The following is a 23,084-nucleotide window of genomic DNA, read 5'->3' as shown; positions in this document are numbered from 1 at the left end:
CGATGATCTTCGACACCACCCAGGCCAAACGACGACAGGGACCCCGCGGCAGCTTTGACATGCCGCTGGTGATCGCGCTCGTCGGTCTGGCCAGCATCGGGGTGGTGATGGTGGCGTCCAGTTCCATTGCCGTGGCGGAAAGCCAGCACATCGGTGCGTTCTATTTCCTGAAGCGTCATCTGCTGTTCCTCAGCATCGGTATGGTGCTGGCGGGCATCGCCATGCGTACCGAGCTGAAGCTGCTCGATAAGAACGCTTACCTGTTGCTGGCCGGTGCCGTCGTGTTGCTGCTGATGGTGTTCGTGCCTGGCATCGGCATGCGTATCAACGGCGCGCGACGCTGGCTGAACTTCCTGATCACCAGCTTCCAGCCGGTCGAGGCAGTGAAGTTGATTCTGGTGATCTATACGGCGAGCTATCTGGTGCGCCATCGCGAAAGCGTGGAAACCAGCTTCTGGGGACTGTTCAAGCCGATCATGGTGGCAGGCATGTTCGTGGTGCTGCTGCTGGCGCAGCCGGACTTCGGTTCTGCCACGCTGATGATCGCCGTCACCATCGGCATGATCTGGCTGGGCGGCGCCAAACCGGTCTACCTCGGCGGCATGGGTCTGCCGGTGGTCGCGCTGCTGTGGTTCGTGGCGAAGTTCGAGCCGTACCGCATGCGTCGCCTGACGTCGTTCGTCGATCCGTGGGCCGATCCGTTCAATGATGGTTTCCAGCTGACGCAGTCGCTGATGGCCATCGGCCGTGGCGAATGGACGGGCGTAGGTTTGGGCTCGAGCGTGCTGAAGCTCTCGTATCTGCCCGAAGCGCATACCGACTTCATCTTTGCCGTGATCTCCGAAGAGCTGGGGCTTGCCGGCATCCTGCTGGTCATGGGCCTGTTCTCACTGGCCGTGGGCCGTGGCCTGTACATGGGCATCAAGGGCATGGAGATGGGTCAGCGGTTTGCCGGTTACGTGAGCTTTGGCATCTCGCTGATGCTCGGCCTGCAGGCCATGGTGTCCATTGGTGTGAACCTCGGCGCCTTGCCAACCAAAGGTCTGACGCTGCCGCTGATCAGTTACGGTGGTTCGTCCATCGTGCTGACCTGTGCGATGGCGGGCGTGCTGTTGCGCACCACCTATGAAATCAATCGCGCCATCGACGCGCGCCAGATGGCCGCGCGCATGCCGGCCAGCGCCGTGCCGGACGCCAACACGGCAGCCGTGCCCGCGCGCGAGGCGGTGATCGCATGAGCGCGCAGAAGCCCGTGCTGATCATGGCTGGCGGTACCGGCGGCCACATCTTCCCCGGTCTTGCCGTGGCGGAAGCCCTGCGTGCGCAGGGCGTGCCCGTGGTCTGGCTCGGCGCCGAAGGCGGCATGGAAACCAAGGTCGTGCCGGCCAATGGCATCGAGATGGTGACGGTGCCGGTCGGCGGTCTGCGCGGCAAAGGGATGAAGACGCGCCTGATGGCACCGCTGATGCTGGCGCGCGCGCTGCTTGCGTCGCTCGCCGCCATGCGCCGGATCAAGCCGCGCAGCGTGCTGTCGATGGGCGGCTACGTTGCCGGGCCTGGCGGTGTGGCCGCACGCATGATGCGTCGCCCGTTGTTGGTGCATGAGCAGAACCGCGTGGCCGGCTTCACCAATCGCAAGCTGGCTGGCTATGCGCAACGCGTGCTGGCTGGCTTCAGCGATGCGCTACCCAACGCCGAGTGGGTGGGTAACCCGGTGCGCGGCGCCATCGCATCGCTGTCCGCGCCGCGCGAACGTATGGCGGGCCGCACCGGGCGGCCGCGTCTGCTCGTGCTGGGCGGCAGCCTGGGTGCGCGTGCGCTCAATCTGGCGCTGCCGCAGGCGCTGGCGCTGATGTCGCCGACGCAGCGTCCGGAAGTGCTGCACCAATGCGGCAACCGGGGTATCGACGAAGCCCGCGCGGCGTATGCCAAGGCGGGCGTTGAAGCGCAGATCGTGCCTTTCATAGAGGACATGGCCGGCACTTACGCCTGGGCCGACCTCGCCGTGTGCCGTGCTGGCGCGCTGACATTGGCCGAACTGACGGCAGCCGGTCTCGGCGCCGTGCTCGTGCCGTTCCCTTACGCGGTGGATGACCACCAGACCCGCAATGCGGAGGCGCTGGTCGCCGCGCATGCGGCCGAATTGATGCAGGAGAAAGATCTGGACGTACAGCAGTTGGCGCAGCGCCTCGAAGCGTTGCTGGATAACCGTGAGCGCATGATCGCGATGGCCGAAGCCGCGCGCACGCTCGCCAAGCCGGATGCGGCCGCGGTGATTGCGCGCGCCTGTCTGGAGGTGGCCGCATGACCCCGCGCCGCCTGCTTGCACATGAAGATTTGATGGTCACGTTCCGCCGCGTGCATTTCATCGGCATCGGTGGCGTGGGCATGAGCGGTATCGCCGAAGTCCTGCACAACCTCGGCTATGCGGTTTCCGGTTCCGATCGTTCGAACTCACCGACTGCGCAGCGCCTGGCCGGCCTCGGCATCGTGGTGCATGTGGGTCATGCTGCCGAGCACATCGGCGATGCCGACGTGGTGGTCACCTCGAGCGCCATTCGGGAAGACAATCCGGAACTGCAGGCTGCTCGCGCCGCGCGCATCCCGGTGGTGCCGCGCGCCGAAATGCTCGGTGAACTGATGCGCTTCCGTCGCGGTATCGCCATCGCGGGTACGCATGGCAAGACCACCACGACGAGCCTCGCCGCCAGCGTGCTGGCCGAGGCCAATTACGACCCGACCTTCGTGATCGGTGGCCAGCTCAATGCGGCCGGCGCCAATGCGCGCCTGGGTACGGGCCAGTACATCGTGGCCGAGGCCGACGAGTCGGATGGTTCGTTCCTGATGCTGTCGCCGGTGATCGCAGCCGTCACCAATATCGATGCCGATCACCTGGAGAACTACCAGGGCGACTTCGCGCTGGTGAAGAAGGCCTTCAGCGATTTCCTGCACCGCCTGCCGTTCTACGGCCTGGCTGTGCTTTGCGTGGACGACCCGGAAGTGGCCGAACTGGCCAAGACCACCACGCGTCGCGTCATGACCTACGGCATCGACACGAAAGATGCCGACGTGCGTGCGAGCAATCTCTCGCAGCATGGCTTCGAAATGCATTTCGATCTTTGGTTGCCGGGCCGCAATGAAGCGCTGCACGTCAAGCTGAATCTCCCGGGCCGCCATAACGTCCTCAACGCGCTGGCCGCCGCCACCATAGGTTGGCAGCTGGGCGTGGAGGCCGAAGCCATCGCGCACGCGCTGCAGAACTTCCAGGGCGTGGGCCGCCGCTTCCATCGTCGCGGTGAAATTGCTCTGGACAAGGGTACGGCGCTGCTGGTCGACGACTATGGCCATCACCCGCGTGAGCTTGCTGCCGTATTCGCGGCCGCGCGCGGCGGTTGGCCGGATCGCCGTCTGGTGGTCGGCTTTCAGCCGCATCGCTACAGCCGTACGCGCGATCTGTTGGACGACTTCGCTAACGTGCTCGCCGAAGCCGACGTACTGGTGCTGACGGACGTCTATCCGGCCGGCGAAGCGCCGATTGCCGGTGCGGATGGCCGCGCACTGGCGCGCGCGGTACGTGCGCGCGGAAAGGTCGACCCGGTGCTGATCGAGCATCCGCGCGAACTGAAAGACACGCTGCCCGCGCTGCTGCGCGACGGCGATCTGTTGCTGCTGCTTGGTGCCGGCGATATCGGCGCGGCCGCGGTGGAGCTGGCGCAGGCCGGCCATTTGAGGACGAGCAAGTGACGAAGACGATTACCGATCCCGCACAGTTTGGCCGCGTCGCCGTCGTCATGGGCGGCAGTTCGGCTGAGCGCGAGGTATCGCTGGATTCCGGCCGCAACGTGCTGGCCGCGTTGCAGGCGCGCGGCGTCGATGCCCATGCCATCGACGGCATCCCTGCGTTGCTCGATGCGGCACGCGCCGGCCACTTCGCCCGCGTGTTCAACATCCTGCATGGCGGTGGTGGCGAAAACGGTGAGCTGCAGGGTGCGTTGCAGTCGCTGCGTATTCCGTTCACGGGTTCCGGCGTGCTCGGCTCGGCGCTGTCGCTCGACAAGATTCGCGCCAAGCTGGTGTGGCAAGCGCTTGGTTTGCCGACGCCGCGCTTCAAGGCCCTCCCGCGTGGCGCGGACGTTCACGCCGCTGCGCGCGAAGTCGGTTTCCCGCTGATCGTGAAGCCCGCCTGGGAAGGCTCCAGCGTGGGCGTCACCCGCGTGTTCAAGGAAGAGGACCTCGACGCCGCCGTCGAGCTCGCGCAGAAGTACCCCGGCGACATGCTGATGGAGACGTTGATCGAGGGCGGCGAATACACCGTCGGCATCCTCAATCGCCAGGTGCTTGCCACCATCAACATCGTGCCCAAGGGCGAGTACTACGACTACAACGCCAAGTACATTGCCGAGGACACCCAGTACATCTGTCCGGGCCTGCGCGGCGACGACGAGCGCGAGATGCAGGAACTCGCTCTGCGCGCCTTCGATGCGCTCGCCTGTTGGGGCTGGGGCCGCGTCGACGTCATGCGCGACAAGCAGGGCCGCAACTGGCTGCTGGAAGTGAACACTGCACCGGGCATGACCTCGCATTCGCTGGTGCCCAAGGCCGCCGCCGTCGCGGGCATCGACTACCAGACACTTTGCTGGCGCGTGCTGGAAACGAGCTTCCGGGAGGACGTGTGAGGGGAACCATCCGCCTCGTTGCCTGGGTTTTGGCCATCGCGCTCGTGGCGCTGCCGATCGTCGGCGTGCTGCGCGGATGGTTTGCGGCCAATCGTTGGCCGGTGACCCAGCTGACGGTGCAAGCCGAGTTCAAGCATGTGACCGAGGACGAGCTCCGTTCGGTAGTCATGCCGCGTCTCGGCAAAGGGTTCTTCGCGCTCGATCTGGATGCCGTGCAGAAGGCCGTCGCGGCGCTGCCGTGGGTGGAGTCGGTGGAAGCGCGCAAGCGCTGGCCCGACACGCTGATTCTGCGCATTTACGAACGCCAGCCGTTTGCGCGGTGGAACGAGAAGAAGTTGATCAGCCGCCAGGGTCTGGTATTCGACGTGCCGGATGTGTCGGCAAACACCGATCTGCCGGATCTTCGCGGCCCCGATGCGCGTCTGGCCGAGGTGGTGAGCTTCTACGCGGAAACGCAGAAGGCGTTCGGCAACACCAAACTGAAAATCACCGGCGTCTCGCTCACCGATCGCGGCAGCTGGAGCCTCACCACGAGTAGCGGTGCGCAGATCGTCGTTGGCGATCGCGAACAAGCGGGTCGCCGCCTGCGCCGTTTCCTCGACGTTTACCCGCAGCTGATGGCTAGCCACACCGAGGGCTTTGCCTATGCCGATCTTCGTTACACCAATGGATTTGCCGTTCGATGGCCGCCGCAAGCGAGCACCGTGAACGCTGGAGGCTCACCCCGCACATGAAGACCAAGAACGACAAGCAACTGGTGGTTGGCCTCGATATCGGCACCTCGAAAGTGGTGGCGATCGTGGGCGAATACGAGCCGGGTGAACCGATCGAAGTGATCGGCATCGGCACGCACGTATCGCGTGGCATGAAGCGCGGTTCGGTGGTGGATATCGAATCCACCGTGCACTCCATCCAGCGCGCGGTCGAAGAGGCCGAGCTGATGGCGGGCTGCGATATCCGCTCGGTCTACGCCTCGATTTCCGGTAGCCATCTCGAGACCAAGAACTCGCACGGCACGGCGCCGATCCGCGATCGCGAAGTCACGCCGGGCGATCTGGACCAGGTGCTGGAGGCCGCGAGCGCCGTCGCCATCCCGGCTGACCGCAAAGTTCTCTATAAGGAATCGCAGGAATACCGCATCGATGGCCAGGACGGCATCCGCTCGCCCGTGGGCATGAGCGGCGTGCGTCTGGAAGCGAGCGTGCATCTGGTAACCGGCGCTGCAGCAGCGGTGCAGAACATCAGCAAGTGCATCCAGCGTTGTGGCCTGACCGTGGATGAGCTGGTGCCTTCGGCCGTGGCCAGCGCCAAGTCCGTGCTGACCGACGACGAGCGCGAACTGGGTGTGTGCCTGGTCGACATCGGCGCAGGCACCACCGACATCTCCATCTATACGCAGGGCGCGATCCGCTACACCAAGTCGCTGCCGGTGGGCGGCGATCAGGTGACCAACGACATCGCCTACGGCGTGCACACGCCGACCGCGCATGCCGAGGAGATCAAGATCAAGTACGCCTGTGCGCTCGCGCAGCTGGCGCATGCCGAAGAAACCATCCAGGTGCCGAGCGTGGGCGATCGTCCGCCGCGCCGGCTGGCGCGCCAGTCGCTCGCGCAGTCGGTGCAGGCGCGCTACGAAGAGATTTTCGAGATGGTGCAGGACGAACTGCGCCGTTCGGGCTACGAAAGCCTCGTTGCTGCCGGCGTGGTGCTCACGGGCGGCGCTTCCCGCATGGAAGGCGCGCTGGAGCTGGCGGAAGAGATCTTCCACAAGATGGTGCGCATCGGCGTGCCGCAGCACGTGTCGGGTCTGGGCGAGGTCGTCGCCAATCCGCTGCATTCCACCGGCGTAGGCCTGCTGCTGCATGGCGCACGTACGGGTGGCATGCGCGTGAGCGGTCCCAGCGGCGGCAGCGTGGGCGGCCTGGTCGACAAGCTGCGCGGTTGGATTACCAAGAATTTCTGATTTGGGTGGGGCATGAGGCCCCGCCATGGACGAATGGATGTTCGTCCGCCACCAAGGGGCGACAGGAACGTCGGCACCCGCGGTTACAACGACAACGAAGCTCTACGGAGGACGGGAAATGTTTGAACTGATCGAAAAACTCGCACCGAATGCAGTCATCAAGGTCATCGGCGTGGGCGGCGGCGGCGGTAACGCCGTGGCGCACATGCTGAATGCAAACATCGAAGGCGTCGAATTTGTCGTCGCCAACACCGACTCGCAGGCCATGAAGACCTGTGGTTCGCGTACGCACCTGCAGCTGGGTGCCAACGTGACCAAGGGCCTCGGCGCCGGCGCTAACCCGGAAGTGGGCCGTCAGGCCGCGCTGGAAGACCGCGAGCGCATCGAAGAGATGCTCAACGGCGCCGACATGGTGTTCATCACCGCCGGCATGGGCGGTGGTACCGGCACGGGTGCCGCGCCGGTGGTCGCCCAGCTGGCCAAGGAGAAGGGCATCCTGACGGTGGCCGTGGTCACCAAGCCGTTCCCGTTCGAAGGCCGTCGCCGCATGCAGGTGGCGATGAAGGGCATCGAAGACCTCTCGCAGCACGTCGACTCGCTGATCACCGTGCCGAATGAGAAGTTGCTGTCGGTGCTCGGTCGCGAAGTCACGCTGCTTAATGCGTTCAAGGCTGCCAACGACGTGCTGCTCGGCGCCGTGCAGGGTATCGCCGACCTGATCACCGCCCCGGGCCTGATCAACGTCGACTTTGCCGACGTGCGTACCGTGATGTCCGAAATGGGCATGGCCATGATGGGTTCGGGCACCGCTCGCGGTGACGATCGCGCCCAGGCCGCTGCCGAAGCCGCCATCAACAACCCGCTGCTGGAAGACGTCAACCTCAACGGTGCTTGCGGCATCCTGGTCAACGTCACGGCCGGCCCGAACCTGACCATGCGCGAGTTCGACGAGATCGGCCGCGTCATCCACGACTTCGCCAGCGAAGACGCCACCGTGGTCATGGGCACCTCGCTCGATCCGGAAATGCAGGATGACGTACGCGTCACCGTGGTGGCCACCGGCCTCAACCGTGCCACGGCTCGCCAGCCGGTCCGCCCGCAGGTGACCCAGCAGGTGGAAATGCGCCAGCGCCCGCGTCCGGTCGTGCTGCGCACCGGTACCGGCAACGAAGTGGTGGATTACGCCCAGTCCGAGCCGGTCACCACCAGCCGTACGGAAGCGAATGGTCCGGCCAAGAGCGCCGATCCGAGCTTCGACTACCTGGATATCCCGGCCTTCCTGCGCCGTCAGGCTGACTGAGAAAACTAACTGAGCAAATAATTTGAAGAAAAATTGAACAAAACGCCGGTTTCACTTGTCAGTGACAAATCGCGAAGGATTCCGTGGAAGCGGGATCCCTTGGCGAGAGCCTTTTCACCCCAGGGGTGGTCGGCTGGCTGACACCGCCCGGCGTTCGTTCTTGGGTATGTAAGGCTTCAAAGACTGTGCCTCAGGGATGGCGCACGACCGCCTGGAATGATTCCGGGCTGGTCCAGCGTCCCGCTACCGGATCCCGTCCCGGAGCGGGGCGCTGCGTCTGCCCAAGTCTATGAAGACATTAGGAAATTTTCTGATTGTCCCACGGGAGAGTTTCTTTCATGAATGAAAGGAACATGAAAGGGAGATCAGAGTTTGTGGCGCGGATTGGCTTTTCACAGGTTAAGACTGTGTTAGCATCCGTCCCCTAGTTTGGCTGCTGCCCCTTACAGGTACCCAAAAAATGATCAAGCAGCGTACGCTCAAGAACATCATTCGCGCCACAGGCGTCGGTCTGCATACCGGCGACAAGGTGTATATGACGCTTCGTCCCGCTGCCCCGAATACGGGCATCGTGTTTCGCCGTACCGATTTGAATCCGCCCGTCGAAATTTACGCGCGTCCCGACAAGGTCGGCGACACCCGCCTGTCCACCACGCTGGTGAATGGCGATGTGCGCGTGTCGACGGTGGAACATCTTCTTTCCGCGATGGCGGGCCTGGGCATCGACAATGCGTATGTCGATCTCTCTGCGCCTGAAGTGCCGATCATGGACGGTAGCGCCGGTCCCTTCGTGTTCCTGCTGCAGTCCGCTGGCATCGAAGAGCAGAACGCCGCCAAGCGCTTTATCCGCATCAAGAAGCCGATCAAGGTGCAGGAAGGCGACAAGTGGGCCAGCTTTGAGCCGTTCGAAGGCTTCAAGGTCGGTTTCTCGATCGAATTCAATCACCCGATCATCAGCAAGCGCACGTCCAAGGCGGAGATCGACTTCTCCACCACCTCGTTCGTGAAGGAAGTGAGCCGCGCCCGTACGTTCGGCTTCATGCGCGACATCGAGATGCTGCGCGAACACAACCTCGCGCTCGGCGGCTCGATGGACAACGCCGTGGTGCTGGACGACTACCGTGTGCTTAACGAAGACGGCCTTCGTTACGAAGACGAGTTCGTCAAGCACAAGATCCTCGACGCCATCGGCGACCTGTATCTGCTGGGCCACAGCCTGGTGGGTGCCTACTACGCTCACAAGTCGGGTCATGAGCTCAACAACAAGCTCCTGCGCACCCTGATGGCCGACGCCTCGGCCTGGGAAGAAGTGAGCTTTGCGGACGACCCGGCGACCTCGCCGATCTCCTACGCCCATCCGGCGCAGGCGATCTGATCGCCCCGGCGATCCGCTAAGTCCTCGACAAACCTGAACAAACTGAACGGCCGCGTCCCTTGGGACGCGGCCGTTCGTTTTGTGATATACCTCGCCTCTTCCATCGGCAGCTGTTCACGTACTGATGACATCAGGGTCTATCGGGTCCGTGGGGGCGTGTTATAAAGCCACGCGCACCGGCTTCAGGGTCGGTGTCGGGAAAGTTTTACGGTGGAGTCGGCGGAAGCCGGGCGTCAGCCCTGGTCTTCGCCGGATCGGGAATCAGAAATTTCGGCGACGGACGCCAACTCAAGGAACAGTTCCCGTAATTCGGGGTCTGTGGTTGATGCGGCTGCGGCTCTTAGGTGAGACGCGGCGGCAGGCGAAAGCGGTTTTAACCGATCCGGCACGACTTCTGTCGGTAGGGGGGGGGCCACTTTCACGGTAACTGAACTGGCGTACGTGCCAACAGCACGTGCGGTCGAGAGGATTTGCGTCTGGAGAAGGCGCAGCCTGGCGGCCAGAGCTGGGGATGGGGCCAAAAAAACGAGGCGGCCGTCTTGCAGGTTGGCGAAACGAACCTGCTCGCGGAGTGGTGACGGTAACGTCTGGCGCAGTGCGCGATCCAATGCATCCAGCTTACGGGCTTTGCGAGCCAGTGAGGCAATGGGGCCAAACTCGGTGATGGCTTTCAGGCCGGAACCGGTGCGGCGAGAGGGTGGTGGAGCGTCGCGCTGCATGGATGCCGACATCTTCGACGTGGAAAGACATGCAAATCATACTTGTGTCCCGCACCAAAAAGGTGCCTAAAACACTGGATCTCGCCGACCGGCGGCTGCGTTGGCGCCTGTTGGGTCTGGCCGGGGCGGCGGTGCTGGGTTGCGCGGCATTGGGTGCGGCGGTAGCCATGGTGGTGGCCAGCCCGCATGATCGGGCTCTTTCGGAAATCAAGCGCCTCCATCAGCAGGTGCAGCAGCAGAATCAGCAGCTCGCCGGCGTCCGCAAAGACGCTCAGCGCGATGTCGACGCTTTGGCCGTGAAACTCGGCCAGTTGCAGGCACAATCGACGCGACTTAACGCGCTCGGTGAACGCCTGACCCGCATCGGCAAGCTCGATGACGGTGAGTTCAACTTCGACCAGCAGCCTGCGGTCGGTGGTGTGGAAGACAGTACGGCAGACAACGGTTACGCGCTGCCGCAAACCCTGGATACCAGCATCAACCAGCTGGCCAGCCAGTTCGATAGCCAGCAGGCGCAGCTTTCCGCGCTGCAGAGCCTGCTGCTGGACGCCAGGATCGAGTCCAATCTGAAGCCCACCGGCATGCCGGTCGAAGGCTACATCTCCTCCTATTTTGGTGGGCGCCCCGACCCGTTCAGCGGGCATAGCGCTTACCACACCGGTCTGGATATCTCGGCCCCCACTGGCACGCCGGTTCATGCGGTGGCCGAGGGCATGGTGACCTACGCCGGCATTCGCGATGGCTATGGCGAAGTGATCGAGATCGACCACGGCAACGGCTACATGACCCGCTATGCCCACAACAGCAAGCTGGACGTCCGCCCCGGTCAACGCGTGCATGTGGGCGATGTGGTCTCTGAGGCGGGCTCCACGGGTCGTTCTACCGGGTCTCACGTGCATTTCGAGGTCTGGTACAAGGGCCGCGTGGTCAATCCGCTGGCCTTCGTGAAGAATCACCGCTGACCGCCGATCCCGGTGGTCTGGCGCTGCCCTTGAAAGCCCGCGTGCCTGCCGCCACTCCATGCGGGGGACGATGATCGGGGGATCTGCCTGGGGCCGGCCGCAAGTCGGTACGGCGCGAACCACGGTGCCGCAGGGCACCGGCGGCACGGCGTTTGGGATAGCCCGCCGACCCTAGTATCATCAATCCTTTCGTCCTGGCCGGATTTACCGGTCGGGCGGCTCATGAATCCTGATCCGGAAGATCGATGCTCAACCGTGCCCTGACGAGCCTTTTCGGTAGCCGCAATGAACGCGTGCTGCGCCAGCTCTCCAAGAATGTCGCGCGCATCAACGCGCTGGAACCCGAGTTCGAGAAGCTGAGCGACGAGGCGCTGCGCGCCAAGACCGACGAGTTCAAGCAACGTGTCGCCGCGGGCGAGTCGCTGGACAAGATCCTGCCGGAAGCCTTTGCCGTGGTGCGCGAGGGCGCCAAGCGCGTGCTCGGCATGCGCCATTACGACGTACAGCTGATCGGAGGCATGGTGTTGCACTCGGGCCGCATCGCCGAAATGCGCACGGGTGAAGGCAAAACGCTGGTCGGTACCCTGCCGGTGTATCTCAACGCCCTGGAAGGCAAGGGCGTGCACGTCGTGACGGTGAACGATTACCTGGCACGCCGCGACTCGGCTCAGATGGGCAAGCTGTACGGCTTCCTCGGCCTGAGCACGGGTGTGGTGTGGCCGGGCATGGATCATTCGGAAAAGCACGCCGCATATGCGTCCGATATCACCTACGGCACCAACAACGAATTCGGCTTCGACTATCTGCGCGACAACATGGCGCTCAGCAAGGACCAGCGCTACCAGCGCGGCCTGCATTACGCCATCGTCGACGAAGTGGACTCGATCCTGATCGACGAAGCACGTACGCCGCTGATCATCTCCGGTCCGGCGGAAGACTCTCCGCAGCTGTATATCGCGGTGAACAAGATCGTCCCGCGGATGATCCGCCAGCAGGTGGAAGATGGCCCGGGCGATTACTGGGTCGACGAGAAGCAGAAGCAGGTGCATTTGTCCGAAGAGGGCATGTCCCATGCTGACGAGCTGCTGCATCAGGCCGGCGTCATCGAAGGCGATAGCGGCCTGTATGACGCCAAGAACCTGGCTGTCGTGCATCACCTCAATGCAGCGCTGCGCGCCAATGCGATTTACCACCGCGACGTGGATTACATCGTGCGCGATGGCGAGGTGGTGATCGTCGACGAGTTCACCGGCCGCACGCTGGCGGGCCGCCGCTGGTCCGATGGTCTGCATCAGGCCGTGGAAGCGAAGGAAGGCGTGCCGATTCAGCGTGAAAACCAGACGCTGGCCACCATCACCTTCCAGAACCTGTTCCGTATGTACAAGAAGCTGGCCGGCATGACCGGTACGGCGGATACGGAAGCGTACGAATTCCAGCAGATCTACGGCCTGGAAGTGGTGGTGATTCCTACCCACAAGCCGATGATCCGACAGGACAACGCCGACATGGTCTTCCTTGGCCAGCAGGCCAAGTACCGTGCGGTGATCGAAGACATCAGGGACTGCCACAAGCGCGGCCAGCCGGTGCTGGTGGGTACGACGTCCATCGAAGTGTCCGAGCTGCTGTCGGACCTGCTGCGCAAGGAAAAGATCGAGCACGAAGTGCTCAACGCGAAGCAGCATGAACGCGAAGCGCACATTGTCGCTCAGGCCGGTGCGCCGGGCTCCGTCACCATCGCCACCAACATGGCTGGTCGCGGTACCGACATCGTGCTGGGTGGCAGCCTTGAAGCGGCGTTGAACGCACTGCCGGAAACGGCGACCGATGCCGAGCGCACCAAGATCAAGGCGGACTGGAAGAAGCTGCACGAGAAGGTGCTCGCTTCCGGTGGCCTGCACATCGTCGGCACCGAGCGTCATGAATCGCGTCGTATCGACAACCAGCTGCGCGGCCGTTCCGGTCGTCAGGGTGACCCGGGTTCCTCACGTTTCTATCTGTCGCTGGAAGACAACCTGCTGCGTATCTTCGCGGGTGACTGGGTCGGCCGCTGGATGCGCATGTTCGGCATGAAGGAAGAGGATGCGCTGGAAGACCGCATGGTCAGCCGCCAGATCGAAAAGGCGCAGCGCAAGGTCGAGCAGCACAACTTCGATATCCGCAAGCACCTGCTGGAGTTCGACGACGTCGCCAACGATCAGCGCAAGGTGATCTACCGCCAGCGCGATGAGCTGCTGGAAGTGGACGATGTGTCTGACACCATTGCCGACATTCGTGACGACGTGGTCACCGATTTGCTGCGCCGCTACATTCCCGCCGATAGCGTCGACGAACAGTGGGATGTCGCCGGTCTCGATCGTGAACTGGAAAGCGAGTTCGGTCTGTCGCTGGGCCTGAAGCACTGGATCGAACAGCAGCACGAGATCGACGACAAGATGATCCTCGAGCACGTGCGCGAAGGTATCGAGCAGCTGTTCAAGGGCAAAGAGCAGCAGATGGGCGCCGACACCATGCGCCAGCTCGAGAAGCACATCATGCTCAGCGTGGTCGACAACGCCTGGAAGGAACACCTGGCGAGCATGGACTACCTGCGTCAGGGCATCTACCTGCGCGGCTATGCGCAGAAGCAGCCCAAGCAGGAGTTCAAGCGCGAGTCGTACGAACTGTTCTCCAGCATGCTCGACCGCATCAAGTCCGAAGTGGTGCAGATGCTGGCGCGTGTACGTGTGCGCAGCGAGGAAGAAGTCGCCGCGATGGAAGCCGAGCAGCAGCGTCTGGCCGAGCGTCTCCAGCGTCAGATGATGGCGAGTGGCGGCGGTGCGCCGGTGGCGGCGCTGGGTGCGGATGCTGAGGCTGTGGCCGCTGGCAGCATGGCGGCGCCGGCAGGGTCGCATGACGATGGCCCGCGCGTGGGCCGAAACGATCCTTGCCCCTGCGGTTCCGGCAAGAAGTTCAAGCACTGCCACGGTCAGTTGTCCTGATATAAGAAAACCCCGCCCTGGCGGGGTTTTCTTTTTGTGGCGTCAGGGCAAGCGCGATAGATGGTTCAATGCAGGCCACCCGCCTGATGCGCGTTAACGGCGTGCGCATGATCCCTTAATGGGCCAGGCACACCCGGCTTCTCCAGGCCACCGTCCTCCAGCCAGGCCTCGGTACATTTTCGCGATCGCTCGATAAGGTGGTTGGCCGCCGAGTAGTTGTAGGGGGAAATGTCCAATGGACACAGACTCGGCACGATGCGTAGCTCGATCGCGCTGCCGGTGAATCGCTCCGCATCGGTCACCAGTTGACGCGAAACCAGCAGGCTCAATGCGTGCATGGCGCGGGGGATGGCGCCTTGCGGGATTCGCTCGATGGCGCAGGCGAAACCGGTGGGAAGCACGATGATGCGAGTGGCGCCCAGTTTTGCGGCCGTCGAGATCGGGGCGTTATTGGATACGCCGCCATCCACCAACAGACGTCCGTGGACACGCACGGGTGGGAACACGCCGGGAATGGCGGCGCTCGCGAGCACGGCATCCACGACGGGGCCGTTGGATAAAAGGACCTCCTCGCCAGTGAGCATGTCCGAAGCCACGACATGCACGGGCAGCGGAGCAAGTTCGAGGCGCTGATAGGTCAGATGACGTTCGAGCAGCGTACGCAATCCATCGGAGTCGACCAGATAGTCGCGGCGGCGGAGCATGCCGATCACGGAACGCCAGTTCAGCGGAAAGACGTCACGCCGCCGCATGGCGCACCAGAGTCGCTCCAGTTGCCTCGTGCCTTCGAGACTCGGATCGGCGGCGAAGTAGGCTGCGTTGATGGCGCCTGCCGAAGCACCGATGACGAAGGCCGGTCTCTCGCCCCACGCCAGCAAGGCCTGCAGCATGCCCACTTCGACGGCTCCCAGGCTGCCACCGCCAGCCAGCACGAACGCCGTGCAATGATCGAGTGAATCACGAGGGGGCAGGATCTGCGTCATGGTGGTTACGCTCTCGCGCGGTCACAACGACGTGGTGAGTCGCGTGAGCCAATCCGGGCTGATGGATAGCAGCCAGGCCTCCAGCTGATGATCGGCACCGGTGAGGATCAGCACACCGACCAACACAAAGCAGGCGCCGAGCGACACTTTGATCCCATGACCTGCTGACGTCAGCGCACCACGCATGCGGACGAAGGTGGCGTTGGACGCGGTGCTCAGCACAAGCAAAGGCAGGCCGGCGCCCAGCCCGAACACCATCATCAACAGGGCAATCTGGCTGAGGTTGCGGCCTTGTGCTGCGAGCGTCGTGGCAGCACCCAGGGTCGGGCCAACGCAAGGACTCCAGACCAGGCCCAGCAACAGGCCAATGACAAACTGACTAAGCCAGCCTTCGCCACGCACCGTACCGAGCGCCTGTTGACCAAGATTGCCGACGCGCGAGGCGACCGTTGAGAACGCGTTCTGCCAGCGCGGTACCAACATCACCAGGCCGAACACCACCATGAGCGCCGCCGCCACACGGCGGAACGTATCTGGCGCGAAACCCGCGGAAGCGCCAAGCGTGGCAATGAGTGTTCCCGACAGCGCAAACGACAGGCTAAGGCCGAGCGCGAGCATGGCACTGCCCCAGCGGTGACGTGATATCGATGCGGCAATCAGGATAGGCAGAATGGGCAACACGCACGGTGACAGTAGCGTGGCGGCACCGGCCAGAAATCCGAGGGCGTAGGTGCCGAGTCCAAAGTCCATCAGAGTGCCTGCTTGAATGTTGCGCGAATCGCGGCCTCATCGGTTTGCCCGGTGGAGCGCGTCACTTCGTGCCCCTGCCTGAAGACGACAAAGGTCGATTGATGGTTCACCTTCAGCGACTTCTCCAGGGCGGTTTCCTTGTCGAAATCCGCCACGAAGATCGTCACCGGTTTGAATGTTGGCTCGACCGACAGCTTGTCGACGATGGGCTTCTGCGCACGGCAAGTGGGGCACCAATCGGCGTGCAGGTAAACCACGACCGGTTTTCCGGCAGCCACAGCCTGGGCGTACTTCGCCTGATCGAACGGTATTTCATCGGCGCTCGCCAGACTCGTTGCGACCAGGAGCGTTGCCGCGAGAACGCGGATCAAAGACGGCATCTTCATGAGTGCTGCTACTCCAATGGTGTGGGATTACTGGGTGACGGCAGCGATGCGCTTACGGTTGTCGTCAACGCCGTAGGGTGCGGTGCGGATGCCGAGCATCCGGGCCAACAGTGTGTCGAGACTGGCTTTGCCCGGGCCCGAAACAAGCAGCCAGAAGAAGATGAGGCTATAGACGATTTCATCGGCCTCGACGTAATCGTCCAGACCCATGAGATTTGTCGACACGACCAGCGTCACGGCGACCGCCATGTTGATGATCATGGGGATACACACCAGTCGCGTGAACAAGCCAAGCATGATGAGCAGGCCACCGATCAGCTCGGTCCAGGCAGAAAGCGTGGCGCTGAATACGGGAAACGGGATGCCCCAGCCGATGAAGCGCTGAATGAAGGCGTCAAGGTTGTGAATCTTGCCGATCCCTGTCTCCAGCCAGAAGTAGCCGAAGACCACGCGCATCGTGAGTGGCCCCAGCCATTCAATGGCGTTCAGCATATGAAGCAGGCGCGAGGCTGTGGTAATCAGTGGGAGGCGCATGACAGCGAGTTCCGTCGGAAGGATGTGGGGACATCATGCGAACCCTCGTCGCCGCACGCCATGTTCAGGCGTCCACGCTTTCTTGCCGTCAGTCCGATCGTTCGCTTCACCAGCCGTAACGCGCCGTTGCCGGACGATTGGGCACAAAACCGGGACGACCGGGGACAGCCAGTTCACGTCGTGCGATGAACAATGCCGCCGTCGGAAGTCGTCCGGTCGACCCAGTACCGGATCCGGCAACACCTCAGCCTCACCACCACGTAGGAGCGATCTATGAAGACCAGCAAACTGAACGGTGCAGCCATGGCGATGATGGTCGCCGGCTTGTTCGCAGTGACCACGATGTCCGCATCCGCGGCAGACAAAACCGCTACCGGCACCGGTGACACCGCCAGCGTGAAGTGCATGCACTCGTCGTCCTGCAAGGGCAAGGGCGCCTGCAAGCAGGCCACCAATTCATGCAAGGGCCAGAACTCGTGCAAGGGCGAGGGCTTCACCATGCAGAAGACCCAGCAGGATTGCGAAGCGGCTCAGGCCGCGGCCAAGCAGTCGTAACACGTTCGGCAAGGCGTGCCGCTGTGCGGCGCGCCTTGCCGGGGCCGATACGCCATGATCAAGTCTGACACTCAACGAGAGCTGCCGTATCTCGGCTTTGGCCTTGGGCTGCGTGTGGATCATTACGAAACGCTGATCGACGAACCCGGCAACGTCGAGTGGCTGGAAATCGTATCGGAGAACTACCTCGTACCAGGCGGACGTCCGCTGCAATGGCTGGAACGATTTCGTGAGCGGTTTCCCCTGGTGATGCATGGCGTGTCCATGTCGATCGGCAGTGCCGATCCCCTCGACCCCGAATACCTGAAAGCGCTTGCCGCATTGGCCAGACGCGTCGAGCCGGCGTGGATTTCCGATCATCTGTGCTGGACCGGCGTCAATGGCATCCAGCTGCATGACCTGATGCCGTTGCCCTACACCGAGGAGGCGCTCGCGCATGTGGTGGATCGCGTGCGTCGCGTGCAAGACATCCTTGGGCGACGCATTCTGCTCGAGAACGTATCCAGCTATATCCGCTTTGCGCAGTCGCAGCTTACCGAATGGGAATTTCTCGCAGCGGTGGCTGAGCGTGCAGATTGTCTGATCCTGCTCGACATCAACAACATCTATGTCAGCGCCCACAATCACGGTTTCTCGTCCATCGATTATCTGGACGGCATTCCGGCTTCGCGCGTGCAGCAGTTTCATCTGGCGGGACACGAGCAGGGCGGTGCGCTGCTGATCGACACGCACGATGCGCCGGTGATCGATCCGGTATGGGCCCTCTACATCGAAGCGGTGCGTCGCTACGGAAGGGTATCCACCATGATCGAGCGCGACGATCACATTCCACCGCTGGCAGAGCTTCTCTCCGAACTGGAGCACGCGCGCCGGCTTGCCGCGCCATTGCTGCAGGAGGCTGCATGAGCGATCTGCATGCGCTGCAGACGGAGCTGGCCCAGGCCCTGATGTCAGTCAGGCCTTCGACGCTTGCGCCACTGCAGGGTGACGCGCTTGCCGACGCCGAGAGCCGTTTGTTCGTCTATCACCGCGGCTACCGTCTGCGTCTGCGCGATGCGCTCGCCACGGAGTTTCCCGGTCTGGCGTTGATGATGGGGCGGCGCTTCACGTCCATGTTGGACGACTACGTCATGGTGCATCCGTCCTCGCATTACAACATTCGTTGGCATGGTGCAGGGCTCGCCACGTTCCTCGAGCAGACCATGCCCTGGCGCACGCAGCCGGCATGGGCTGAGATGGCAAAGCTTGATTGGGCCATCTCCATCGCGTTCGACGCCGCCGATGAAGCCGGCATTTCCGCTGCCGACCTGTCTGGCGTTCCGGCGGAGGCATGGGCAGAACTGCGCCTGCATCCATTGAATCACTTGCAATGGCTGACGCTGACCTGCAACGCCGAGGCGTTCCGGCGAGCAGCTGACCAGGGCGCCGAGCGCCCCCGGCTGCGCCGGTTGGATCATCCTCGCCAGTTCGTGGTGTGGCGGCCGGCGATGGATGTGCGTTATCGCCGCGTGACGCCCGATGAACTGAGCGCGTTACGCGGGATGGCACGTGGCGAGTCGTTTAGCCAGTTGTGCGAGCGGCTGGCGGCGCAACATGTTGCGGCCAGCGCGCCTCAGCGCATGCTCGGGCACCTGATGCGTTGGCTGGGGGAAGGGCTGATCGGGCGATCGGAGCTACCCTCTCGCCCCGCCATGTAACCTCGGGCAGCTTTCCGGCGAAGTTTCCTTTAGAGCCAACTACCGGAAGGACGCCATGCTTATTGAGCCGAATCCTGCCCTGCCTGCGGGGCCCAAGCACACGCTCATTGCGCCGGCGCTGGAATCCTTGCTCAACCGGTCGATGCTTCAGGTGGAAGTGGTGGCCGAGCTGCATCGCTGCGGTTCCTGGTTCCTCGACGAGCCGCGTTATCACTGTGGCTTGTTTCATCTGGTAGGTGTCGGCCAGTGCCAGGTCGAAAGTCCGGTACTGGCGCGGGCACTGATGCTGGAAGCGGGCGACCTGGTGATCTTTCCGCACGGTCACCCGCATCAGTTGAGTGACAGCGGTCAGCCGTACTCGGATCAGACCAGTCTGATCTGCGGCGAATTCCGTTTTACCGGCACATCGCAGCATCCGCTCAATCTTGCCTTGCCGTCTTGCATGGTGGTGCGTGCGGCGGAGGCCAGTCATCCATTCCGGGAACTGGCGGCCATGATGGTAGGCCTCGTGCACACGGGCTGTGCCGGCCGGCAGGTGTTGCTCAACAAACTTGCCGATACGCTATTCACGTTGGCTATTTGCCATTACGCCAATGATGCCGGTGAGCGGCAAGGCTTGTTCGCCTCGTTGGCTGACCCCCGCATCGCCAGAGTGCTGCAGGCGGTGTATGACCATCCTGGACAAGAATGGACCATGCAGTCGATGGCTTCGCTTGCGTGCATGTCGCGCTCGGCGTTCGCCGAGCGCTTCACTCAACTGATGAAGATGCCGCCGATCCAGTACGTCACGCAGTGGCGCGTCAGCTTGGCCGAGCAGTTGCTGCGTGATCGTCAGCAATCCGTTGCGAGTATTGCGCAACAGCTGGGTTACAGCAGCGAAGCGGCGTTCCGCCGCCTGTTCAAGCGCGTCAGCGGGATCTGTCCGGGGCGTATTCGCGGTGAACGTCAGCGCTGCGAGGACGATGCGCTACCGTCATCCGGTGCGGTGCGCCTCTCTGCCATACACGGCGGCTTTCAGTCGCCGCCGCCCGGCGGTCGTTTGCGATACGGCTCGGCATCCACGGCGATGTACTGAGGCTCTTCCGTATCCAGGCGCAACGCGGTGAGCTGGCCGCCCCATACGCAGCCGGTATCGATCGAGTACACGCCCAAGCCGGCGAAGCGACCCAGTGCGGACCAATGGCCACAGACGATGCGAGTCTCGCGTCGACGCATGCCAGGCGTCTCGAACCACGGATACATGCCCGGTTTTTGCGTGCCCGGTATGCCCTTGCTCTCGAAATCGATGCGCCCCTGGATGTCGCAATAGCGCATGCGCGTGAGCGTGTTGATCGAAGCGCGCATGCGCTCGATGCCCTGCAGGCGGCTGTTCCAGGCTGCGGGGCGGTTGCCGAACAGATTCTTCAGCAGTCGCGGGTGGCGCGGGCTGCCCAGTTCGCGTTCGATTTCCTGCGCCGAACGCTGAGCCTGGCGCAGCGTCCACGAGGGAGCGAGTCCGGCGTGCACCATCGTCCAGTTAAGCTGCTCGTCGTGATGCAGCAGCTTCTGCGAGCGCAGCCATTCCATCAGCACCGGCGCGTCGTCGGCAAACAACACTTCGCGCAGCTCCGGGTTGACCTTGGACTGCGCTTCGGGGCGCCGCTGGGCAATCGCCAGCAGGCTGAGGTCGTGATTGCCGAGCGTGATGATGGATTGCTCGCGCAAGCTGTGAATGAGCCGCAGCGTTTCCAGCGACTGTCCGCCGCGGTTCACCAGGTCGCCGCAGAACCACAGGCGATCCTGAGCGGGATCAAAGCGGATTTTGTCGAGGAGGCGTTGGAGTTCGGGATGGCAGCCCTGCACATCTCCGATTGCGTACGTAGCCATCAGTGCAGCGTGCGGGGGATGGACAGGGTGAACGCCGGAATCGGCGCTTCAAAGCGCGTACCGTCGTCGGCCAGCATCTGGTAACTGCCCTGCATGATGCCCACCGCCGTTTCCAGCACGGCGCCCGAGGTGTACTCGTACTGGTCGCCCGGGCGGATCCAGGGTTGTTCGCCCACTACGCCTTCACCAGTGACTTCTTCGACTTTGCCGTTGGCGTCCGTGATGATCCAGTGGCGCGTCAACAGGCGCGCCGGTACGTCGCCGGCGTTGTGCAGGGTGATCGTGTAGGCGAAAACATAGCGGTTGTCGCCGGGACGAGATTGGTCGGGGACAAAGCGGGGTTCGACCTGCACGTCGATCGTGTAGGAAGATCGTTCGTTCATGCTCCGATTGTACGGGTTGTGGCCTTGTAATGGAGCAGGGGTGTGCCGATTCGTTAATCCCTGGCGTCGCTAGCGGTATATGACCGACTGCGACGCCAACGGGGGCGTATTCATTCGACGACGACGCAGGCCAGACGCACGTAGTCTTGCGGTGAAAGCGTCTCCGCACGTGCCTTGGGATCGACATCCGCAGCGAGAATCGCCTCCGCGTTCATGACGTTCTTGAGTGCGTTGCTGAGGGTCTTGCGACGCTGCGCGAAGGCGGCCTTCACAATCGTGTAAATGCGTTCAGGGTCTGCGTCGGGGAGCTGGTCCGGACCGAGCGGGACCAGCCTCACTACCGCCGAGTCGACTTTCGGCGGCGGGCGGAAAGCGCCCGGCGGCACCACAAACAAGGGCTCCACCCGGCATGCGAGCTGCAGCATCACCGAAAGGCGTCCATACACTTTGCTGCCAGGCTCGGCCGCCATGCGATCGACCACCTCTTTCTGCAGCATGAAGTGCATGTCCTGGATGGCGCTTGCATGTTCCACACAGTGAAACAGGATGGGGCTGGAAATGTAGTAGGGCAGGTTGCCCGCAACGCGCAGACGCTCCACGCCATGGCGATGCGCCAGTGCGGTGAAATCCACTTTCAGCACGTCGGAATGAATGATGCTGAGCTCGCCCACACTGGCGGCACGGGCCTGCAGATCCGGAATGAGATCCGTATCGAGTTCGATGGCGGTGAGCTTGCCGGCGGCGGCAAGCAGCGGCAGCGTCAGTGCGCCTTCGCCGGGGCCGATCTCCACCACAAATTCGTCCGCGCGAGGCGAGATGGCACTGACGATGCGCTCGATGTAGCGCTTCTCGTGCAGAAAATGTTGGCCGAAACTTTTCTTGGGGCGGGCGTTCATAGGGCAGAAATTCGTTGAGAGGAGTGAGAAGAGAGAGTGAGGGCTTTTGCTCGCTTCTCACTTCAGGCGTTTGGATCGTGCGACTAATTCAAGCGCCATGTTTGCCGCCGCTATGAGGCTGGACGGGTCGCCCTGGCCGGTGCCGGCGAGATCCAGTGCGGTGCCGTGATCGACCGATGTGCGGATAAAGGGTAGACCCAGCGTCAGGTTGACGGTGCGGTCGAATGCTTCGCTCTTGAGCACCGGCAACGCCTGATCGTGATACATCGCTACCACCGCGTCGTAGCGCTCGCGCATGGCGGGAACAAACGCGGTATCGGCAGGCAGTGGACCGAGCAGCGACACGCCCTCGCCACGCAGTGCGTCGAGCAACGGGATGATGGTGTCGATCTCTTCGCGTCCGAGATGGCCGCCTTCGCCCGCATGCGGATTCAGCCCCAGCACGGCGATGCGCGGCTGGGCCAGGCCGAACTTGTCGGTCAGCTCGCGATGAACGATGCGCAGCACGCGTTCGAGCGCGTTGCGAGTGACTGCAGCGGGCACGGCCGACAGCGGCAGGTGCGTGGTGGCGAGTGCCACGCGCAACTCCGGACTGGCCAACATCATCACCACATCCGCGTTGGCGCGTTCGGCGAAGAATTCGGTGTGACCGCTGAAGCGGATGCCGGCGTCGTTGATCGACGATTTTTGCAGCGGCGCAGTGACGACGGCGGCGTAGCGCCCGGTCATGCAGCCGTCGGCAGCCTCCGTCAGCGTTGCCAGCACATGCTGTGCGTTGCGCGGGTCGGGCTGTCCCGGTACTTCCGGAGCTCCTAGCGGAACGTGGTGGACCCGGAGCTGGCCGGGCCGGCGCTCGGTGGTCCCCGCGCCATCGTCGTCGATCAGCTCGATCGCCTGCCCGCATCGCGCAGCAGCACGGCGCAGGAGATCCCGATCGGTCACCGCAACGAAATTGGCCGCCAGCGAAGTGGCGGCCAATCGGATCAGAAGCTCGGGGCCGATCCCCGCCGGCTCACCTGCGGTGATGGCCAGCCGGGGCAGGGCGTGTGCGTTCAACGTGA

Annotated in this window: 23 protein-coding genes; 14 read left to right on the top strand and 9 right to left on the bottom strand. The window is 63.2% G+C overall.

Features of this window, described 5'->3' with window-relative positions:
• Window positions 1-2: 2 nt before the first annotated feature.
• The 8 genes from ftsW (at window position 3) to lpxC (ending at window position 9,314) form a co-directional block, all read left to right on the top strand.
• On the top strand, window positions 3-1,238 hold the full coding sequence (gene ftsW / locus OQE56_RS11665) for a putative lipid II flippase FtsW (RefSeq protein WP_267224487.1): 1,236 nt from the start codon (window positions 3-5) through the stop codon (window positions 1,236-1,238).
• A complete protein-coding gene (gene murG / locus OQE56_RS11660) occupies window positions 1,235-2,308 on the top strand; it encodes an undecaprenyldiphospho-muramoylpentapeptide beta-N-acetylglucosaminyltransferase (protein WP_267224486.1) in 1,074 nt (357 codons plus the stop codon). Before ftsW ends, murG begins: the two co-directional genes overlap by 4 nt.
• Entirely contained in the window at window positions 2,305-3,744 is a 1,440-nt protein-coding gene (gene murC / locus OQE56_RS11655; protein WP_267224484.1) for a UDP-N-acetylmuramate--L-alanine ligase, read from the top strand. Before murG ends, murC begins: the two co-directional genes overlap by 4 nt.
• Entirely contained in the window at window positions 3,741-4,676 is a 936-nt protein-coding gene (locus OQE56_RS11650) for a D-alanine--D-alanine ligase (RefSeq protein WP_267224483.1), read from the top strand. The genes murC and OQE56_RS11650 overlap by 4 nt, the downstream gene beginning before the upstream one ends.
• A complete protein-coding gene (locus OQE56_RS11645; protein WP_267224481.1) occupies window positions 4,673-5,410 on the top strand; it encodes a cell division protein FtsQ/DivIB in 738 nt (245 codons plus the stop codon). The genes OQE56_RS11650 and OQE56_RS11645 overlap by 4 nt, the downstream gene beginning before the upstream one ends.
• Window positions 5,407-6,639, top strand: a complete 1,233-nt coding sequence (gene ftsA, locus OQE56_RS11640) for a cell division protein FtsA (RefSeq protein ID WP_267224480.1) — start codon at window positions 5,407-5,409, stop codon at window positions 6,637-6,639. The genes OQE56_RS11645 and ftsA overlap by 4 nt, the downstream gene beginning before the upstream one ends.
• 118 nt (window positions 6,640-6,757) lie before the next feature.
• Window positions 6,758-7,939: a cell division protein FtsZ gene (gene ftsZ / locus OQE56_RS11635; RefSeq protein WP_267224479.1), complete on the top strand. Its 1,182-nt coding sequence runs from the start codon at window positions 6,758-6,760 to the stop codon at window positions 7,937-7,939.
• 460 nt (window positions 7,940-8,399) lie between these two features.
• Window positions 8,400-9,314 carry a UDP-3-O-acyl-N-acetylglucosamine deacetylase gene (gene lpxC, locus OQE56_RS11630; protein WP_267224478.1) on the top strand — a complete coding sequence of 305 codons (915 nt, stop codon included), beginning with the start codon at window positions 8,400-8,402 and terminating at the stop codon, window positions 9,312-9,314.
• Window positions 9,315-9,547: 233 nt separating this feature from the next.
• On the opposite strand, the gene OQE56_RS11625 is transcribed toward lpxC, so the two are convergent.
• Window positions 9,548-10,033 (bottom strand): DciA family protein, encoded by a 486-nt coding sequence (locus tag OQE56_RS11625; protein ID WP_267224477.1) that lies wholly within the window; start codon window positions 10,031-10,033, stop codon window positions 9,548-9,550.
• 29 nt (window positions 10,034-10,062) lie between these two features.
• Between OQE56_RS11625 and OQE56_RS11620 the strand changes: the two genes are divergently transcribed.
• Together OQE56_RS11620 and secA are read left to right on the top strand one after the other, a co-directional pair.
• Window positions 10,063-10,995 (top strand): M23 family metallopeptidase, encoded by a 933-nt coding sequence (locus tag OQE56_RS11620; RefSeq protein ID WP_323748578.1) that lies wholly within the window; start codon window positions 10,063-10,065, stop codon window positions 10,993-10,995.
• Window positions 10,996-11,240: 245 nt separating this feature from the next.
• Window positions 11,241-13,973 carry a preprotein translocase subunit SecA gene (gene secA, locus OQE56_RS11615; protein WP_267224475.1) on the top strand — a complete coding sequence of 911 codons (2,733 nt, stop codon included), beginning with the start codon at window positions 11,241-11,243 and terminating at the stop codon, window positions 13,971-13,973.
• 65 nt (window positions 13,974-14,038) lie between these two features.
• Here secA and OQE56_RS11610 read toward each other — a convergent pair whose 3' ends face one another.
• From OQE56_RS11610 to OQE56_RS11595, 4 genes are read right to left on the bottom strand one after another with little or no spacing between them, the layout of a single operon-like run.
• The gene (locus OQE56_RS11610; protein ID WP_267224474.1) at window positions 14,039-14,956 is read right to left on the bottom strand and encodes a patatin-like phospholipase family protein; all 918 of its coding nucleotides are present in this window, start codon (window positions 14,954-14,956) and stop codon (window positions 14,039-14,041) included.
• Window positions 14,957-14,977: 21 nt separating this feature from the next.
• Window positions 14,978-15,706 carry a cytochrome c biogenesis CcdA family protein gene (locus OQE56_RS11605; protein ID WP_267224473.1) on the bottom strand — a complete coding sequence of 243 codons (729 nt, stop codon included), beginning with the start codon at window positions 15,704-15,706 and terminating at the stop codon, window positions 14,978-14,980.
• Complete coding sequence (locus tag OQE56_RS11600; protein WP_267224472.1) at window positions 15,706-16,092, bottom strand: thioredoxin family protein; 387 nt, start codon at window positions 16,090-16,092, stop codon at window positions 15,706-15,708. Before OQE56_RS11600 ends, OQE56_RS11605 begins: the two co-directional genes overlap by 1 nt.
• Window positions 16,093-16,119: 27 nt before the next feature.
• On the bottom strand, window positions 16,120-16,626 hold the full coding sequence (locus OQE56_RS11595) for a DoxX family protein (protein WP_267224471.1): 507 nt from the start codon (window positions 16,624-16,626) through the stop codon (window positions 16,120-16,122).
• A gap of 273 nt (window positions 16,627-16,899) precedes the next feature.
• Between OQE56_RS11595 and bufA2 the strand changes: the two genes are divergently transcribed.
• Genes bufA2 through OQE56_RS11575 form a run of 4 tightly spaced genes read left to right on the top strand, consistent with a single transcriptional unit; the run spans window position 16,900 to window position 19,953 of the window.
• Window positions 16,900-17,181 (top strand): BufA2 family periplasmic bufferin-type metallophore, encoded by a 282-nt coding sequence (gene bufA2 / locus OQE56_RS11590; protein WP_267224470.1) that lies wholly within the window; start codon window positions 16,900-16,902, stop codon window positions 17,179-17,181.
• Between the two features lie 54 nt (window positions 17,182-17,235).
• Entirely contained in the window at window positions 17,236-18,087 is an 852-nt protein-coding gene (gene bufB / locus OQE56_RS11585; protein WP_267224469.1) for an MNIO family bufferin maturase, read from the top strand.
• Window positions 18,084-18,878 (top strand): HvfC/BufC N-terminal domain-containing protein, encoded by a 795-nt coding sequence (locus OQE56_RS11580; protein WP_267224468.1) that lies wholly within the window; start codon window positions 18,084-18,086, stop codon window positions 18,876-18,878. The genes bufB and OQE56_RS11580 overlap by 4 nt, the downstream gene beginning before the upstream one ends.
• 55 nt (window positions 18,879-18,933) lie before the next feature.
• Window positions 18,934-19,953 (top strand): helix-turn-helix transcriptional regulator, encoded by a 1,020-nt coding sequence (locus OQE56_RS11575; protein WP_267224467.1) that lies wholly within the window; start codon window positions 18,934-18,936, stop codon window positions 19,951-19,953.
• Here OQE56_RS11575 and OQE56_RS11570 read toward each other — a convergent pair.
• The 4 genes from OQE56_RS11570 to pdxA form a co-directional block, all read right to left on the bottom strand.
• Entirely contained in the window at window positions 19,893-20,744 is an 852-nt protein-coding gene (locus tag OQE56_RS11570) for a symmetrical bis(5'-nucleosyl)-tetraphosphatase (protein WP_267224466.1), read from the bottom strand. The genes OQE56_RS11575 and OQE56_RS11570 overlap by 61 nt on opposite strands.
• Window positions 20,744-21,127: a Co2+/Mg2+ efflux protein ApaG gene (gene apaG, locus OQE56_RS11565; RefSeq protein ID WP_267224465.1), complete on the bottom strand. Its 384-nt coding sequence runs from the start codon at window positions 21,125-21,127 to the stop codon at window positions 20,744-20,746. Before apaG ends, OQE56_RS11570 begins: the two co-directional genes overlap by 1 nt.
• A 110-nt stretch (window positions 21,128-21,237) precedes the next feature.
• Window positions 21,238-22,023 carry a 16S rRNA (adenine(1518)-N(6)/adenine(1519)-N(6))-dimethyltransferase RsmA gene (gene rsmA, locus OQE56_RS11560; RefSeq protein ID WP_267224464.1) on the bottom strand — a complete coding sequence of 262 codons (786 nt, stop codon included), beginning with the start codon at window positions 22,021-22,023 and terminating at the stop codon, window positions 21,238-21,240.
• 57 nt (window positions 22,024-22,080) lie between these two features.
• Window positions 22,081-23,079 (bottom strand): 4-hydroxythreonine-4-phosphate dehydrogenase PdxA, encoded by a 999-nt coding sequence (pdxA, locus tag OQE56_RS11555; RefSeq protein WP_267224462.1) that lies wholly within the window; start codon window positions 23,077-23,079, stop codon window positions 22,081-22,083.
• Between the last annotated feature and the right edge of the window lie 5 nt (window positions 23,080-23,084).

It is taken from the genome of Dyella silvae, assembly GCF_026421305.1.
GTDB lineage: Bacteria > Pseudomonadota > Gammaproteobacteria > Xanthomonadales > Rhodanobacteraceae > Dyella > Dyella silvae.
This window is presented reverse-complemented; position numbering and strand designations above follow the sequence as displayed.